This window comes from Qipengyuania sp., assembly GCF_048550555.1.
GTDB lineage: Bacteria > Pseudomonadota > Alphaproteobacteria > Sphingomonadales > Sphingomonadaceae > Qipengyuania.
This window is the reverse complement of the sequence record NZ_JBLYYF010000015.1, coordinates 37070-50933: the sequence shown is the minus strand read 5'-3', so window position 1 is coordinate 50933 and position 13864 is coordinate 37070. Positions and strand designations below refer to the sequence as shown.

Sequence of the window (13864 nt, the reverse complement as noted above, 5' to 3'; positions counted from 1 at the left end):
GTTTCTCCCTCTTCACAATTCGCGGCGAAATTTTCTTTCGCCATCACGCAATTGTCACGCGTCCGGCCTAGGAGCCCGGAGCGTGGAAATGGGGAGAATACCGATGTTCCATGTCACCGAACGGCTGCTGCTGCGGCCTGCCTGGCCCGAAGATGCCGATGCGCTGCTGCGCGGAATCGCCGACGAAACCGTCGTGCGCAATCTTGCACGCGCGCCGTGGCCCTATCTCCCCGAACATGCGCGTGAATTCGTCGCCCGCGGCCAGGACCAGCACGTCCCCAACTTCCTCATGACGCTCCCTGGCGATGACGGCTCGCGGATCATCGGCTCGATCGGGCTGGGCGAAACCGAGACGGGCGTGGAACTCGGCTACTGGATCGCGCGGCCCTACTGGGGGAAGGGCTTCGCAACCGAGGCGGGCAGGGGCGTGATCGAGGTCGCCAGGCTGCTCGGACACGCGCGGCTCGAGGCTGGCCATTTCCTCGACAACCCAGCTTCGGGCCGGGTGCTGCGCAAGCTCGGCTTCCGCCCGACGGGTAAGGTCGCCAGGCGGCATAGCTGCGGACGCGGTGAGGCGGTCGACTGTGCGCTCTACCGGCTCGACCTCGACAAGCAGTCCTTGATCTCTCCGATGGCGGCCTGAGCAAAAGAGAAGGGCCCCGCGAGCGACGTGCTCGCGGGGCCCTTCTTCGTTTCTCGGAGAGCGGCCTATTCGGCCGGCATTAGAGCGTCCTGGAAATCGCCCTCGTAGAGCTTGATGAGCTCGCGGTCGTCGTGGTCCCACGGGTGGAAGCCCGGCTTGAAATAGGACAGCCACGCCGGGAAGATTCGCCGTACCACGCCCGGGGTGATCGTCAGGTATTTGAACAGGCCCCACTTGGCCTTCCAGCCGGTGATCCCGTCCTGCTCGAGCAGGTTGAGCGAATCGATCCAGCGGTTTTTGAAGAAGCGCGCCGTGACGGTGAGCATGACGAGGCTGCGGACCTTCCAGCGGCGCCAGCCGGTCCAGTCGCTGGTCGCGTGGTTCCAGGTGTCGAAGGCGACGCCCTTGTGCTCGATCTCCTCGGCGGCATGCCAGCGCCACATGTCGCGCACTTCCGTGTCGGCATCTTCGAAATGCTTCGGATTGGCGAGGAATTCGGCCGCCATCATGGCGGTGTAGTGTTCGAGCGCCATGGTGACCGCGAGATTGGCGATGGCGGGGCGATCCTTGGTCAGGGCGAGCATTTCGGCCACGCGCGTATCGATCGCCTTGATGTCGTAGCCCGCATCCTCGGCGAGGCGGTTGAAGGCGATATGCTCGCGCGTGTGGTTGATTTCCTGCTTCACGAAGGCGCGGATTTCGGCCTCGAGCTTCGGTTCGGCGCCTTCGCGATGAGCCTTGACCGCTTCGATGAAGAAGGCCTCGCCGCGCGGGAAGGTGGCCGACAGGGCGTTGTGCCAGGCGGTGCCGAAGGGCTCGCCGGCCCACCAGCGGCGCGGGCTGCTGGCGCGGTTGAAGCGCTCGTCGCGCACGGTGATGGTGAGATCGGCCGGGGTCGGTGCCGACCGGCGCGTGTCGGTATCGATCGAGACGGGGGCGTTCATCGGAATACTCCGGGAATTGACTGACAGGAATGTAAGTAGTGCTTACTTACATTCCTGTCAATAAGGAGTAGAGACAGCTTCCCACCTTGCCGGAGATGGGTTAACCCGGCGCCAATGGCGACACGCAAACGACTTTCTCCCGAGGAATCACGGCTCGCAGCGCTCGAGGCGGCGCGCGCGCTGCTGATCGAAACCGGCCCGCAATCGGTCACGCTCAAGGCGGTGGCGGGGCGAATCGGGCGCACTCACGCCAATCTGCTGCATCATTTCGGCTCGGCCGCAGGGTTGCAGAAAGAGCTCGCGGGCCATCTCGCCAAGACCGTGTGCGACACGATCATCGATGCGGTGCGCGCGAGCAGGGCAGGGCTGGGATCGCCGCGTGAGGTGGTCGATCTCGCCTTCGACGCCTTCGACAAGGAAGGCGCGGGCGCGCTCGCCAGCTGGATGATCCTGACCGGGAACGAGGATGCGCTGACGCCGATCGTCGAGACCATCCACCAGCTGGTCGACGAGATCGCGCCCGAAGAGGCGGCGCATGGCGCGACCCCCGCACAGGTACACGAGGAAACGCTGGCGCTGGTACTGATGGCGATGGGCGATGCACTGATCGGCGGGGCGCTGGCGCGCTCGCTCGGCCTGCCCGAAACCGCCGCGCGCGACCGGGCCGAGCGCATGCTGACGCGCTCGATCGAGGTCAGGCTTCCGAAGGGCTGAGCGTGGCGCGCAGCCAGGCGGGCGCGCGCTCCGAATCGATGGTCTCTACGCGCAGGTGGTCGACCGCGAGACCGAGCGCGGGATACTCCGCCTTGCGCCGCTTTTCCTCCGACTCGTCGAGCGGCACAACCAACAGCCGGCGGTTGACCTTGCTGCGCCAGTTCATCCGCGCGGTGTTTTCCTGGCCGATGTAGCAGCCCTTGGAAAAGCTCACGCCGTGGAGTTCGACCGCATTGGTCTCGAGCCACAGGATGTCGCCGAGTTCGGCGCGGCCTTCGGGCACGCCGAGCGAGAGACGGTGCGCTTGCCAGGCCTCGTCCGCAGCCTCTTCGCCCGCGGCCGCGGGGGCGAGCCAGCGCTGGCCCAGCGATCCCAGCCGGGGGTCCGCGGCGGCGCCGTCGCCCATTTCGGGCCGCCAGTGGACCGCGACGCCGGGATCGACCGCAATGGCGATCTTGCGGCGCAGACGATAGAGCGACAGGCGCTTCACTAGTTCCTCAGCCACCTCGGCCTCGCAATCGACGAGGAGCTCGCCCGGCTTGCCCGGCCAGACGATGAAGTCGAACAGTGTCTTCCCCTGCGGCGTCAGCAGCCCGGCGTAGGCGGGCAGGGTGCCGATAACGTCGTTTGTCACGAGCCCCTGGAGGAAAGCGATCACGTCTTCGGCCTCATCGGTGGGGGAAAGGCGGATCACGGCGCGGCTGGTCAGGCGGGTGGCGGTCATGGGTGACAGATAGGCCGCCTGCCGCCATAGGCAACCGCATGGTCGAATCGCTGACAATCCGCCGCCCCGACGACTGGCATCTGCACTTCCGCGATGGCGAGACCATGCGCGCGGTGGTGCCGCATACGGCGCGCCAGTTCGCCCGCGCGATCGTGATGCCCAACCTCGCTCCCCCGGTGACCACCAGCGCGCTTGCCGCGGCCTATCGCGAGCGGATCCTCGACGCCGTGCCCGAGGGAGTCGCATTCACCCCGCTGATGACCGCCTACCTCACCGACGAAAGCGATGCCGACGATCTGGCGGCGGGCCATGCCGACGGCGTGCTGACCGCGGCCAAGCTCTATCCCGCCGGGGCCACCACCAATTCGGCGCAGGGCGTGACCGACATCGCCAACATCATGGGCGTGCTCGAGCGCATGGCCGAGATCGGCATGCCGCTTTGCGTCCATGGCGAGGTGACCACGCCCGACATCGACATCTTCGACCGCGAGGCCGTGTTCATCGAGCGCGTGCTCCAGCCGCTGGTCGACCGCCTGCCGACCCTGCGCGTCATCTTCGAGCATATCACCACCATGCAGGCGGTCGGCTTCGTCGAAAGCGCGAGCGCCAATGTCGCTGCGACGATCACGCCGCAGCACCTCCACATCAACCGCAACGACATCCTCGTCGGCGGCATCCACCCGCATATGTACTGCCTCCCGGTGGCCAAGCGCGAACAGCACCGGCTCGCACTGCGCGGCGCGGCGACCAGCGGTTCGCCGAAGTATTTCCTCGGCACCGACAGCGCACCGCACCATCGCCACGCCAAGGAAAGCGATTGTGGCTGCGCGGGCATCTTCAACGCGCCCTTCGCGCTGGAGAGCTACATCCAAGTGTTCGAGGAAGAGGGGGCGCTCGAGCATTTCGAAGCCTTCGCCAGTCTCAACGGTCCGGCCTTCTATGGCCTTGCGCCCAATGAGGAGCGGATCACGATCGAGAAGGCATCGGCGGCGGTGCCTGCCGAACTCGACGGAGGTGAGGCGCCGATCGTGCCCTTCCACGCGGGCGAGACGCTCAGCTGGCGGCTGGCTTCCTTGACCGCGCGATGAGATCCCACACGAAGATCGCCGCCGCCAGCCAGATGCAGGCGAAGCAGGCGATCTCGGCCGGGTGCAGCGGCTTGTCGAAGACCGTCAGCCCGAGGATGAAGACGATGCTCGGCGCGAGGAACTGGATGAAGCCGAGCGTCGAATAAGGCAGCTTGCGCGCGGCGATGGCGAAGCACAGCAGCGGGAAGGCGGTCAGCGCGCCGCCCGCCATGATCGCCAGGCTCAGCTCGGTCGAGACCGCAAAGGAGGAGCCCTGCGTCTGGGCGAAATACCAGATCACGCCCGCGGACGGCAGCAGCAGCAGCGTCGATTCGATCGTCAGGCCGGGGACCGACCCGATCTCCACCCGCTTGCGGATCAGGCCGTAGGTGCCGAAACTCAGCGCCAGCGTCAGGCTGATCCACAGCGTCGTCAGCGCGCCCGCGGCGAGCAGCGAGACGCCGACCGCGGCAATCCCCACTGCCGCCCATTGCGGCCGGGTCAGCTTCTCGCCGAGCAGCATCGTCCCGAGCAGAACGTTGACCAGCGGATTGATGTAATAGCCCAGGCTCGCGGCATAGACCTCGCCCGCCTGGATCGCCCAGACATAGACCACCCAATTGACCGCGATCAGCGTTGCGCTGATGGCGAGCCAGCCCATGGTGCGCGGATTGCGCAGCGCTTCGCGCAGCTCGCCGCCCTGCTTGCGGGCCGCGACGATTACGAGGCAAAGCGGCAGCGTCCAGATGATTCGCCAGCCGACGAATTCGAAGGCCGGCACGCTCTTCACCAGGATCAGGTAGAGCGGCAGGAAACCCCAGATGAGATAAGCGCAGAAGGCTGCGGCGAGCCCGGTGCGGTCGTGCTGTGTGGCGCTCGCGTTCATCACCGGCGCGCTAGGCGGGCACGGCAGGGCTCGCAAGCGTCAATTCGTCGCCCGGGACGCTCGCATTATCGAAAAGCGTAAATCTGACAGCGGTGTTGCATTCCGTTCATATTCGGAGGTGTAAAGCTTAACGGCATCGACGGAGTGAGTTCCGCAAACCGACGAAGAAAGGATGTTGATCATGGCGAAGACCTTCAGGACCGCCTCGATGGCTCTTGCCGCCACCGGCCTCGCGCTGGCCATGCCGGCGAGCGCCGCTCCCGTGACCCACACCGGCCTCGGCGCGCACGCCGCGGTCACTGGCGACATGGCCTTCGAGCATGGCAAGCACCGCAAGTATCGCAAACATCGCGAGCGCGACTACCGCGGCTATCGCGGCAGCTACCGCGCGCAGCCCTATTACGAAGGTTATGGCCGCTACTACGGTCAGCCGGTTCGCGCCGACACGCGCATCTGGCGCGGCAATGACGGACGCTATTACTGCCGCCGCGACAATGGCACCACGGGCCTGCTGGTCGGTGCCGGGGTCGGCGCGCTGATCGGCCACGAAGTCGCCGGGCGCGGCGGCGACCGCACGCTCGGCGCCATCCTCGGCGGTGCCGCGGGCGCACTGCTCGGCCGTTCGATCGACCGCTCCAGCACCCGCTGCGGCTAACTGAAATACTGAGATTCGGCCGTGCCCACCCACGGCCGGATACCGCGGTCCCCAGCGGATCGTGCGGGCGTCGTTCGTCCTCGCTTGCGGGGGCGGGCGGCGCCCATTAGTCTTTTCGGTGCCGGCTGTCCCGCTATGGTGCAGCCGCTCCGCCCCGCTGGATTCATCCGCGAATCCAGCCCTATGGGGTCCGTGTTCCCAAGCTGAAGGTCTACAGATGAAACGTCGCCTGCTGGTCTCACTCCTCCCCGTCGCCCTGCTCGCAAGCTGCGGTGACAAGACCGAGGGCGAGGCAGCAGGCGACGCAATGGATCCGGCCAGCGAACAAGCTCTCAACGACGAATTGGCGACCGATCCGGACCTTGCCGGCCGCAACGAGGCGAATGCCGCGCTGTCGGGCACGGGCAACGCGGCGGTGCCCAATATCGACAAGTCTCCGCGCGCCGTCGAAGCTGCGCGCAGCCGCGCCGCCGAACTGGTCGGCGGGCGCAGTAAGCTGGTGGCGCCTCCCGCCGCCAAGGCGCTGGGCCAGGACGCCGCGCCGAGCAAGGCGATGGTCGCTGCGGCCAAGGCCGCGGTCGCGCCAGGCGGTGCGAATTGCGGCGACAAGGTCGATTACACCTCGGCCTGGGCGGCCAAGCTGCCTGCGGCCTTCCCGGTCTATCCGCGCGGCAACACGCAGGAAGCCGCCGGTACCGACGAGGGCCAATGCGCGCTGCGCGTCGTGTCTTTCCTGACCCCCGTCGCGCTCGACGAGGTGCTCGCCTTCTACAACACTCGCGCCAAAACTTCGGGCTACAGCGTCGAGCATGTCACCAGCGGGGGCGACAGCATCCTCAGCGGTACCAAGGGCAAGTCGGCCTATGTCGTCTACGGCCGGCGCCTGCAGCAAGGCGTGACCGAGATCGACCTCGTCACTACCGACTGAGCCGCTTCAGGCGTCCTTGACGCCTACGCCGATGCTGGCGCGCGGCTGTTCCATCTCGTTGCTGGCGACCGGATAGGCGCAGTAATCCGCGGCATAGAAGGCCGCCGGGCGATGATTGCCCGACAGGCCTACCCCGCCGAAGGGCGCGGCCGAGGAAGCGCCGTTGGTCGGGCGGTTCCAGTTGACGATCCCGGCGCGAATCTCGTCCCAGAAATGGTCGAAATCGCTCGGCTTGCCGCCGATCAGCGAGGCCGAAAGGCCGTAGCGCGTGTTGTTCGCCTCGTAGATCGCCTCTTCGAAATCGGCCACGCGGATCACCTGCAGCAGCGGGCCGAAGAGCTCGATATCGGGCCGTTCGTGAACGTCGGTCGCGTCGAGGATGCCGGGCGAGAGGAAGGGCAGCTTCTCGTCGGGGCGGCGCATGTGCATGATCGGCGTGCCGCCGCGGTTCATCAGCGCGACGAAGCTTTCCGACAGCAGATCGGCGGTGCCGTTGTCGATCACGCAGCCCATGAAGGGTTGCGGATCGGCGAAGGGTTCGTCGACGATCAGCCGCTCGGCGAGCGCCTTTACCGCGGGGACGATCTTGTCGAACATCGAATCGACCACGATCAGTCGCCGCGCGGCGGTGCAGCGCTGGCCGGCGGTGGTGAAGGCCGACTGGATGATGGTCGCGGCCGCGTCCTCTACCTTCGGCGTGTCGACCACGACGATGGGGTTGTTGCCGCCCATTTCCAGCGCGACGATCTTGCCCGGATCGGATGCGAGTTTGCGGTTGATCGCAATGCCCGCGCGCGCCGAACCGGTGAACAGCACGCCGTCGACCATCCAGTGTTCGACCAGCGCCTGGCCGGTCTCGACCCCGCCGTGGATGCACTGCACCACGCCTTCGGGAATCTTCGCCTCGTGGAAGCAGCGGGTGAGGAATTCGCCTACCGCCGGGGTCTTCTCGCTCGGCTTGAAGATCACGACATTGCCCGCGATCAGCGCCGGGACGATATGGCCGTTGGGCAGGTGCGCGGGGAAATTATACGGGCCCAGCACCGCCATCACGCCATGCGGCTTGTGGCGCACCGCGGCGGTGCCCTGCAGCGCGCTGTTGAGCTTCTTCATCCCGGTCCGCTCGGCATAGGCGGTAACCGAGATCTCGACCTTGCCGATCACCGCCTCGACCTCGGTGCGCGCTTCCCACAGCGGCTTGCCGGTTTCGCGCGCGATCAGCTCGGCGAAGGGCTCGGCATGCTTGCGCACGGTGTTGGCGAAGCGGCGCATGAATTCGATCCGGCGGGCGAGCGGCTCGCGCGACCAGGCGCGCATGGCCTTGCGCGCGCGTTCGATCGCGGAATCGACATTGCCGGACTTGCCGCGCCAGATCTCTTTGCCGGTCGCGGGTTCGGTTGAGACCAGTTCGGTCGCCATTGTGGTATGATATTCCTCTCTGCGGCTCGAATCGGGCCCTAAGTGGTGGGTCAGACGCGCCGCGTCAATCGACCTCTTCGCCGACCGGAGCCTGTCCGGCGGGCGAGGGCGGCTTGCCATGTGCGTCGCCCATCCGCCGCAGCGCCGATACCTTGTCGTGGAGCGGCTGCCAGTCGTCGTGTTCCGCAATGGCGGACCAGATCGCCTCGACCTCCTCGATGAGCATCGATTGCGGCGCATCGTCGCGCCAATAGGGGTGATCGCTCGTCACCGCTTCGAAGCTGTCCAGCGCTTCGGCAAGCTCGCCTTGCGCCCCGCGCGCGCCGCGATGGGCGAAGAAGAAGGCGTCGGGCGCCATGCCGCTCTCACGCAGCGCCTTTTCCGAGGCGGCGACGAGCCGCGCGTTGGCCTCGGCATCCCGCGGGACGAGGCCAAGACGCCAGCACCAGCGCCGCCCTATGGCTTCCATGTAGAGCGGTCCGAAGCGCTCCATCGCGGCGATCAGCGGCGGGGCTTCGGCCACCAGGCGCAGCGCGACCGCGAGTTGCCCGCAATTCCAGTGCAGCGCCTCGGGCTGGCGACCGAAGGCATAGAGCCCCTGGTGATCGAAATAGGCGGCGGTGAATGCCGGGTCCCAATGCGGGAGGAAGCGCCACGGCCCGTAGTCGAAGCTCTCGCCCGAGATGTTCATGTTGTCGGTGTTGAGCACGCCGTGGACGAAGCCCGCGACCATCCAGCTCGCCGCGAGGTCGGCGAGCCGTTGGACGACCAGATGCATCAGCCGCACCGCCGGTTCGTCGCGCCCCGGCGCGTCTTCGGGCGGTGGCGGGCCGGGGAAGTGCGCAAGGCAATAGTCGACCAGCTGCTCCATGTGCCCGCGTTCCTCGAGCGCGAGCAGGCGCTGGAAGGTGCCGATGCGGATATGGCCGTGGCTGAGACGCGTCAGCACCGCCGAGCGGGTGGGCGAGGGCTCGTCGCCGCGCCACAGTTTCTCGCCGGTCTCGACCACGCTGAAGGTCTTCGAAGTATAGACGCCGAGCGCTTCGAGCATTTCGGTGGCGAGGATCTCGCGCACCGCGCCCTTGAGCGTCAGCCGCCCGTCACCATCGCGGCTCCACGGAGTCTGTCCCGACCCCTTGGTGCCGAGGTCGAGCAGCCGACCCGCGCCATCGCACAGCTGGGCGAAGAGGAACCCGCGGCCATCGCCGATCTCGGGATTGTACACGCGGAACTGGTGCCCGTGATAGCGCAGCGCCAGAGGGTGGGCGAGGTTGCCCTCGAGCGGCTCGAAGCGTCCGAAATGGCGCAGCCATTCCTCGTCGGTCAGATCTGCGAGCCCGATGCTCGCGGCATGAGCATCGTTGCGGAAGCGCAGCCGCGTTTCGGGGAAGGGAGCCGACTCGACCGCGTCGCCGATCCAGTCGGCAAGGGTTTCGATCGGCGTGTCGGGGCGATAGCTCGCGGCTTGCGGTTCTGCGCGCATGCGGCGATAGTGGGCGGCAAGCCAGCCCGACACAAGGGCTCGACCGCCAAGTTACCGGGGTTTTTGCCGCCACACATGGATACCAGCTTCACCGACCGTCACTGGCCCAGCGCCGACGGTCTCACCCTCCGTTTTCGCGAATACGGCAGCGTCGGCGAGCGCCCGCCGGTGATCTGCCTGCACGGACTGACGCGCAATGCCCGCGATTTCGAGGATCTCGCCCCGCATATCGCAGCGCAGGGCTGGCGCGTGCTCGTCCCCTCCACCCGCGGGCGCGGAGACAGCGACTATTCCGAAAGCTCGGATGGCTACGCGCTGCCGACCTATGTCGAAGACCTGGTCGCGCTGCTCGAACAGGAAGGGATCGAGCGCTTCGTTTCGATCGGCACCTCGATGGGCGGGCTGATGACCCTGCTGCTGGCGCAGGCGCAGCCGGAGCGGATCGCGGGTGCGGTGCTCAACGATATCGGTCCGGTGCTCGAGACCGAAGGGCTCGACACGATCAAGTCCTATGTCGGGCAGGGGCGCAGTTTCCCGACCTGGATGCATGCGGCGCGCGCGCTCGAGGAAGTGCATGGCGCCAGCTTTCCCGGCTATGACATCCAGGCGTGGATCGCGATGGCCAAGCGGGTGATGACGCTGTCGAGCAGCGGGCGGATCGTGTTCGATTACGACATGAAGCTCGCCGAACCGATTCTGGCGTCGCCCGAGGCGGCCGCGCCGGTCGATCTGTGGCCCGCTTTCCGCGCGCTCGCCGACAAGCCGCTGCTGCTGCTCCGCGGCGAATTGTCGACACTCCTCTCTCCCGCCAGCTTTGCCGAGATGCAGCGGGTGGCTGCAAATGCCGAAAGCGCGGTGATCCCGCAGGTCGGCCATGCTCCCACGCTCGACGAGCCCGAAGCGCGTGCGGCGATCGACCGCCTGCTGGCGCGCGTCGCATGAACCGGCCCCGTGGCGGCGCGGTGCCGCATATCCTGCACCTCCATTCGACCTTCGCCCCCGGCGGCAAGGAATTGCGCACGGTGCAGCTGATCAACGCCTTCGGCCGCAAGGCGCGGCATACGATCGTCTCGGCCGAGCCGGAGAATCTCGGTGCGGCTCAGCGGATCGACGAGGGGATCGACGTCCGCCTCCAGCCCGAATTTCCCAGCCTCAAGGGTTGGCCCACGCCGGGGCGGCTGCAGAGGCTCGCCAAGGCAATGAAGGGTTACGATCTCGTCTGTACCTACAATTGGGGCGCGATGGACGCGGCGATGGCGCACACGCTGTTCAAGGACCTGCACAATCTCCCGCCGCTGATCCATCACGAGGACGGCTTCGACGAGAGCGAGCTGAAAAAGCTCAAGCCGAGCCGCACTTGGTATCGCCGCATCGCGCTCGGGCGCGCAGCGGGGCTGGTCGTGCCCTCCGAACGGCTCGAGGAGATCGCGCTGGTCGACTGGCAGCAGCCGCTCGGCCGGGTGAAGCGCATTCCCAACGGGATCGATACCAAGGCCTTCGCCATGCGGCCCAAGAAGGACGCGTTGCGGCTGATCAAGCATCCGGGCGAATTCTGGGTCGGCACGCTCGCCGGACTGCGCACGATCAAGAACCTGCCGCGGCTGGTGCGGGTCTTCGCCGACCTGCCCGAGAACTGGCAGCTGGTGATCCTGGGCGATGGCGACGCCGCGGCGCGCGACGCGATCATGGCCGAGGCCGATCGCTTGCAGATCAATCACCGCGTCCACCTGCCCGGCGCGGTTTCCGATCCGGCGCGGGTCATCGGCCTGTTCGACATCTTCGCCTTGTCGAGCGATTCCGAGCAATTCCCCCTCTCGGTGGTCGAGGCGATGGCCGCCGGCCTGCCGGTGGTCGCCCCCGCGGTCGGCGACATCGCGCACATGGTGTCGGCGCCCAATGCCGAGTTCATCGCCCAGCCGGGCAAGGAAGAGGAACTGGCGATGGCGCTGGTCCAGCTCGCCGTCTCGAAGGACCTGCGCAAGGAGGTCGGCGAAGCCAACCGGGCCAGGGCCGTGGCCGAGTTCGACGAGGCGAAGATGATCGCCACCTATCGCCGTCTCTATTCGAGCGCGATGCGAATTGACCTCTAGGTCCTTTCATCCGGCATTCACGCGCTGGGGGACAGGCATTCCCGACCATTGCCCTTGCCCCCGCCTGCCCGTAAAGAGCCGCGCAAACCGACACCTATCCAGATGGAGCCCGCCGCAGTGGCCCTGACGCCGAAGAACGAAATCTCCCGCGAAGAAAAGCGCGCCAAGGAAGAAAACGCCCAGCAGGAGGCGTTGCTGCGCGAGGTCGACGATGCCGTCCGCCAGGGCGATGCCGAAGCGTTTCTCAACCACTGGGGCAAGCCCTTGCTCGGTGTGCTGCTGGCAGGGCTCGCCGCCTTCGGCGGCTATCTCTATTGGGAGAGCCGCCAGGAAGCCGCGATGGAGCGCGATGCCGAGACGCTTGTCGGCGCGCTCGACCAGATCCAGGCGGGCAATCTCGATTCCGGCTACGACCAGCTCGAGGGGCTGGCCGGCAAGGATGGCAACGGCGCGGCGGTGGCCGCCGTGCTGATGCGCGCGGGGATCGCCGAACAGCGCGGCGATAGCGCGCAGGCCTCGGACCTGTTCAAGCGCGTGGCGAACAATGAGGACGCTGCCCCCGCGCTTCGCGACCTCGCCCGCCTGCGCGATGCGGCGCTCAACTACGACAGCATGAAGAGCGCCGAGATCGTCGCCGCGCTCAAGCCGCTGGCGGTCCCGGGCAAGCCCTATTTCGCCAGCGCCGGCGAGCTGCTGGCGCATGCCTATCTCGATCAGGGCAAGAAGGCCGAGGCCGGTGCGCTGTTCGCGCAGATCGCGCAGGACAAGGACGCACCCGAAAGCCTTCGTTCGCGCGCGCGGCAGATGGCCGGCGTGCTGGGCGTCGATGCGATCGAGGATGTCGATGCGCTGCTCGAGGAACAAGGGGTCGAACGCGAAGAGGCTGCAGGCGATGACGTCGCGGCTGCCACCGAATAGGGCCGCTGCGCCCGGACAAGACACGGAACGAGGATTTCAATGAACCGCACACACCTCTCGCGCTCGGCGCTCGTCGTGGCTCTGGCGATCGGCCTTGGCGCCTGCGCGGGCGGCGGCCTGTTCGGCGGCGGCAAGGACAAGAAGGTCACCCCCACGCTGGGCGATCGCCAGCCGATCCTTTCGCGGATCGAGACCGGCGCCAAGGTCGATCCGGCGCTGGCGAGTGTGTCGGTGGTGCTCCCGCCGGCACAGGTCAATGAAAGCTGGGCCCAGGCCGGCGGCACCGCCAGCAAGTCCTATGGCCATGTGGCACTTTCGTCGAACCCGACGCGTGCCTTTACGGTCAATATCGAGGGCGCGAGCCAGCGTCGCCGGCTCGGTGCCTCGCCGGTGGTGGGCGGCGGCATGCTGTTCGCCGTCGGCGGCGATGGCACGCTATCCGCCTTCGATGCCCAGAACGGCGCGCGCCGCTGGGCCTACGACCCCGGCCTCGAGAGCGACCTGCGACCCTCGGCCTTCGGTGGCGGGGCGAGCTATGACGACGGCAAGGTCTACATGACTGACGGCGCCGGCAACGTCGTGGCGCTCAATGCCGCCGACGGATCCGTGCTGTGGAAGGTGAAGCCCTCGGGGCCGCTGCGCGGTTCGCCGACGATCGCCTTCGGGTCGATCTTCGTGATGACGCAGGACAACCAGATCTTTGCGCTCAGCGCCGCCGACGGTTCGGTCCAGTGGCAGGAAACGGGCTCCTCGACGCAGGCTGGCGTCTTCGGCGTCGCCGCTCCTGCCGCGGGGCAGGGCACGGTGATCGCGGGCTACAGCTCGGGCGAACTGAACGCCTATCGCTACGAGAACGGCCGCACGCTGTGGGCCGATGCCCTCGCTCGAACCTCGATCTCGACTTCGGTCGGCTCGCTGACCGATATCGATGCCGATCCGATCATCGACAACGGCCGGGTCTATGCGCTCGGTCAGGGCGGCCGCATGGCCGCCTACGAGCTGGTTACCGGCCAGCGGATCTGGGAACTCAATCTCGCCGGCATCTCCACTCCGGCCGTCGCGGGCGAATGGATCTTCACCCTCACCGACGATGCGCGCCTGCTCGCCATCGCCCGTGCAACGGGCAAGGTACGCTGGCTTACCCAGATGCCGCGCTGGCGCGACGAGAAAGACAAGAAGGGGCCGATCTTCTGGTCGGGCCCGGTGCTCGCCGGCGACAGCCTGTGGGCGGTCAATTCGGAAGGCGAGGTCTATCGTATCAGCACCGGCGAGGGGTCGGCGAGCTTGTTCACCGATCTCGACCAGTCGGTCTCGCTCGCGCCGATCGTGGCGAACAACACGCTCTACATTCTCGACGACAGCGGCCGGATTACGGCATTCCGCTGATTTTCGT

At 67.1% G+C, this 13864-nt stretch carries 14 protein-coding genes; 9 read left to right on the top strand and 5 right to left on the bottom strand.

The window, feature by feature from the left end; genetic code table 11:
* Positions 1 to 103 precede the first annotated feature (103 nt).
* Positions 104 to 643: a GNAT family N-acetyltransferase gene (locus ACN4E0_RS02745; RefSeq protein WP_419565301.1), complete on the top strand. Its 540-nt coding sequence runs from the start codon at positions 104 to 106 to the stop codon at positions 641 to 643.
* 65 nt (positions 644 to 708) lie between these two features.
* On the opposite strand, the gene ACN4E0_RS02740 is transcribed toward ACN4E0_RS02745, so the two are convergent.
* Positions 709 to 1587: a metal-dependent hydrolase gene (locus ACN4E0_RS02740; RefSeq protein WP_419565298.1), complete on the bottom strand. Its 879-nt coding sequence runs from the start codon at positions 1585 to 1587 to the stop codon at positions 709 to 711.
* 114 nt (positions 1588 to 1701) lie between these two features.
* Here ACN4E0_RS02740 and ACN4E0_RS02735 point away from each other — a divergent pair, with 114 nt between their 5' ends.
* Positions 1702 to 2301, top strand: coding sequence for a TetR family transcriptional regulator (locus tag ACN4E0_RS02735; RefSeq protein WP_419565297.1), 600 nt, complete (start codon positions 1702 to 1704; stop codon positions 2299 to 2301).
* Here ACN4E0_RS02735 and ACN4E0_RS02730 read toward each other — a convergent pair.
* A complete protein-coding gene (locus ACN4E0_RS02730; protein ID WP_419565295.1) occupies positions 2282 to 3025 on the bottom strand; it encodes a YgfZ/GcvT domain-containing protein in 744 nt (247 codons plus the stop codon). The genes ACN4E0_RS02735 and ACN4E0_RS02730 overlap by 20 nt on opposite strands.
* A gap of 38 nt (positions 3026 to 3063) precedes the next feature.
* On the opposite strand from ACN4E0_RS02730, the gene pyrC reads away from it, so the two are divergent.
* Positions 3064 to 4113 (top strand): dihydroorotase, encoded by a 1050-nt coding sequence (gene pyrC, locus ACN4E0_RS02725; protein ID WP_419565293.1) that lies wholly within the window; start codon positions 3064 to 3066, stop codon positions 4111 to 4113.
* Here the strand turns inward: pyrC and rarD are convergent.
* A complete protein-coding gene (gene rarD, locus ACN4E0_RS02720; protein ID WP_419565290.1) occupies positions 4079 to 4978 on the bottom strand; it encodes an EamA family transporter RarD in 900 nt (299 codons plus the stop codon). The two genes, pyrC and rarD, sit on opposite strands and share 35 nt — an antisense overlap.
* A 181-nt stretch (positions 4979 to 5159) precedes the next feature.
* Between rarD and ACN4E0_RS02715 the strand changes: the two genes are divergently transcribed.
* Together ACN4E0_RS02715 and ACN4E0_RS02710 are read left to right on the top strand one after the other, a co-directional pair.
* A complete protein-coding gene (locus ACN4E0_RS02715) occupies positions 5160 to 5633 on the top strand; it encodes a glycine zipper 2TM domain-containing protein (protein WP_419565287.1) in 474 nt (157 codons plus the stop codon).
* A 217-nt stretch (positions 5634 to 5850) separates the two neighbouring features.
* Positions 5851 to 6561 carry a hypothetical protein gene (locus ACN4E0_RS02710; RefSeq protein ID WP_419565285.1) on the top strand — a complete coding sequence of 237 codons (711 nt, stop codon included), beginning with the start codon at positions 5851 to 5853 and terminating at the stop codon, positions 6559 to 6561.
* A gap of 6 nt (positions 6562 to 6567) precedes the next feature.
* Here the strand turns inward: ACN4E0_RS02710 and astD are convergent, their stop codons facing one another.
* Positions 6568 to 8100: a succinylglutamate-semialdehyde dehydrogenase gene (astD, locus tag ACN4E0_RS02705; protein ID WP_419565283.1), complete on the bottom strand. Its 1533-nt coding sequence runs from the start codon at positions 8098 to 8100 to the stop codon at positions 6568 to 6570.
* The gene (locus ACN4E0_RS02700) at positions 8045 to 9463 is read right to left on the bottom strand and encodes a protein adenylyltransferase SelO family protein (protein WP_419565281.1); all 1419 of its coding nucleotides are present in this window, start codon (positions 9461 to 9463) and stop codon (positions 8045 to 8047) included. Before ACN4E0_RS02700 ends, astD begins: the two co-directional genes overlap by 56 nt.
* Positions 9464 to 9538: 75 nt before the next feature.
* On the opposite strand from ACN4E0_RS02700, the gene ACN4E0_RS02695 reads away from it, so the two are divergent.
* The 4 genes from ACN4E0_RS02695 (at position 9539) to ACN4E0_RS02680 (ending at position 13857) form a co-directional block, all read left to right on the top strand.
* On the top strand, positions 9539 to 10405 hold the full coding sequence (locus ACN4E0_RS02695) for an alpha/beta fold hydrolase (RefSeq protein WP_419565278.1): 867 nt from the start codon (positions 9539 to 9541) through the stop codon (positions 10403 to 10405).
* Positions 10402 to 11553: a glycosyltransferase family 4 protein gene (locus ACN4E0_RS02690; protein WP_419565275.1), complete on the top strand. Its 1152-nt coding sequence runs from the start codon at positions 10402 to 10404 to the stop codon at positions 11551 to 11553. Before ACN4E0_RS02695 ends, ACN4E0_RS02690 begins: the two co-directional genes overlap by 4 nt.
* Positions 11554 to 11670: 117 nt before the next feature.
* Positions 11671 to 12471 (top strand): tetratricopeptide repeat protein, encoded by an 801-nt coding sequence (locus tag ACN4E0_RS02685; protein ID WP_419565274.1) that lies wholly within the window; start codon positions 11671 to 11673, stop codon positions 12469 to 12471.
* Positions 12472 to 12510: 39 nt separating this feature from the next.
* On the top strand, positions 12511 to 13857 hold the full coding sequence (locus tag ACN4E0_RS02680) for a PQQ-binding-like beta-propeller repeat protein (protein WP_419565272.1): 1347 nt from the start codon (positions 12511 to 12513) through the stop codon (positions 13855 to 13857).
* Positions 13858 to 13864 lie beyond the last annotated feature (7 nt).

Excerpts from the sequence above, each read along its gene's own strand:
- ACN4E0_RS02745 (WP_419565301.1), top strand. The coding sequence starts at position 104 with ATGTTCCATGTCACCGAACGGCTGCTGCTGCGGCCTGCCTGGCCCGAA.
- ACN4E0_RS02740 (WP_419565298.1), bottom strand. The coding sequence starts at position 1,587 with ATGAACGCCCCCGTCTCGATCGATACCGACACGCGCCGGTCGGCACCG.
- ACN4E0_RS02735 (WP_419565297.1), top strand. The coding sequence starts at position 1,702 with ATGGCGACACGCAAACGACTTTCTCCCGAGGAATCACGGCTCGCAGCG.
- ACN4E0_RS02730 (WP_419565295.1), bottom strand. The coding sequence starts at position 3,025 with ATGACCGCCACCCGCCTGACCAGCCGCGCCGTGATCCGCCTTTCCCCC.
- pyrC (WP_419565293.1), top strand. The coding sequence starts at position 3,064 with ATGGTCGAATCGCTGACAATCCGCCGCCCCGACGACTGGCATCTGCAC.
- rarD (WP_419565290.1), bottom strand. The coding sequence starts at position 4,978 with ATGAACGCGAGCGCCACACAGCACGACCGCACCGGGCTCGCCGCAGCC.
- ACN4E0_RS02715 (WP_419565287.1), top strand. The coding sequence starts at position 5,160 with ATGGCGAAGACCTTCAGGACCGCCTCGATGGCTCTTGCCGCCACCGGC.
- ACN4E0_RS02710 (WP_419565285.1), top strand. The coding sequence starts at position 5,851 with ATGAAACGTCGCCTGCTGGTCTCACTCCTCCCCGTCGCCCTGCTCGCA.
- astD (WP_419565283.1), bottom strand. The coding sequence starts at position 8,100 with ATGGCAAGCCGCCCTCGCCCGCCGGACAGGCTCCGGTCGGCGAAGAGG.
- ACN4E0_RS02700 (WP_419565281.1), bottom strand. The coding sequence starts at position 9,463 with ATGCGCGCAGAACCGCAAGCCGCGAGCTATCGCCCCGACACGCCGATC.
- ACN4E0_RS02695 (WP_419565278.1), top strand. The coding sequence starts at position 9,539 with ATGGATACCAGCTTCACCGACCGTCACTGGCCCAGCGCCGACGGTCTC.
- ACN4E0_RS02690 (WP_419565275.1), top strand. The coding sequence starts at position 10,402 with ATGAACCGGCCCCGTGGCGGCGCGGTGCCGCATATCCTGCACCTCCAT.
- ACN4E0_RS02680 (WP_419565272.1), top strand. The coding sequence starts at position 12,511 with ATGAACCGCACACACCTCTCGCGCTCGGCGCTCGTCGTGGCTCTGGCG.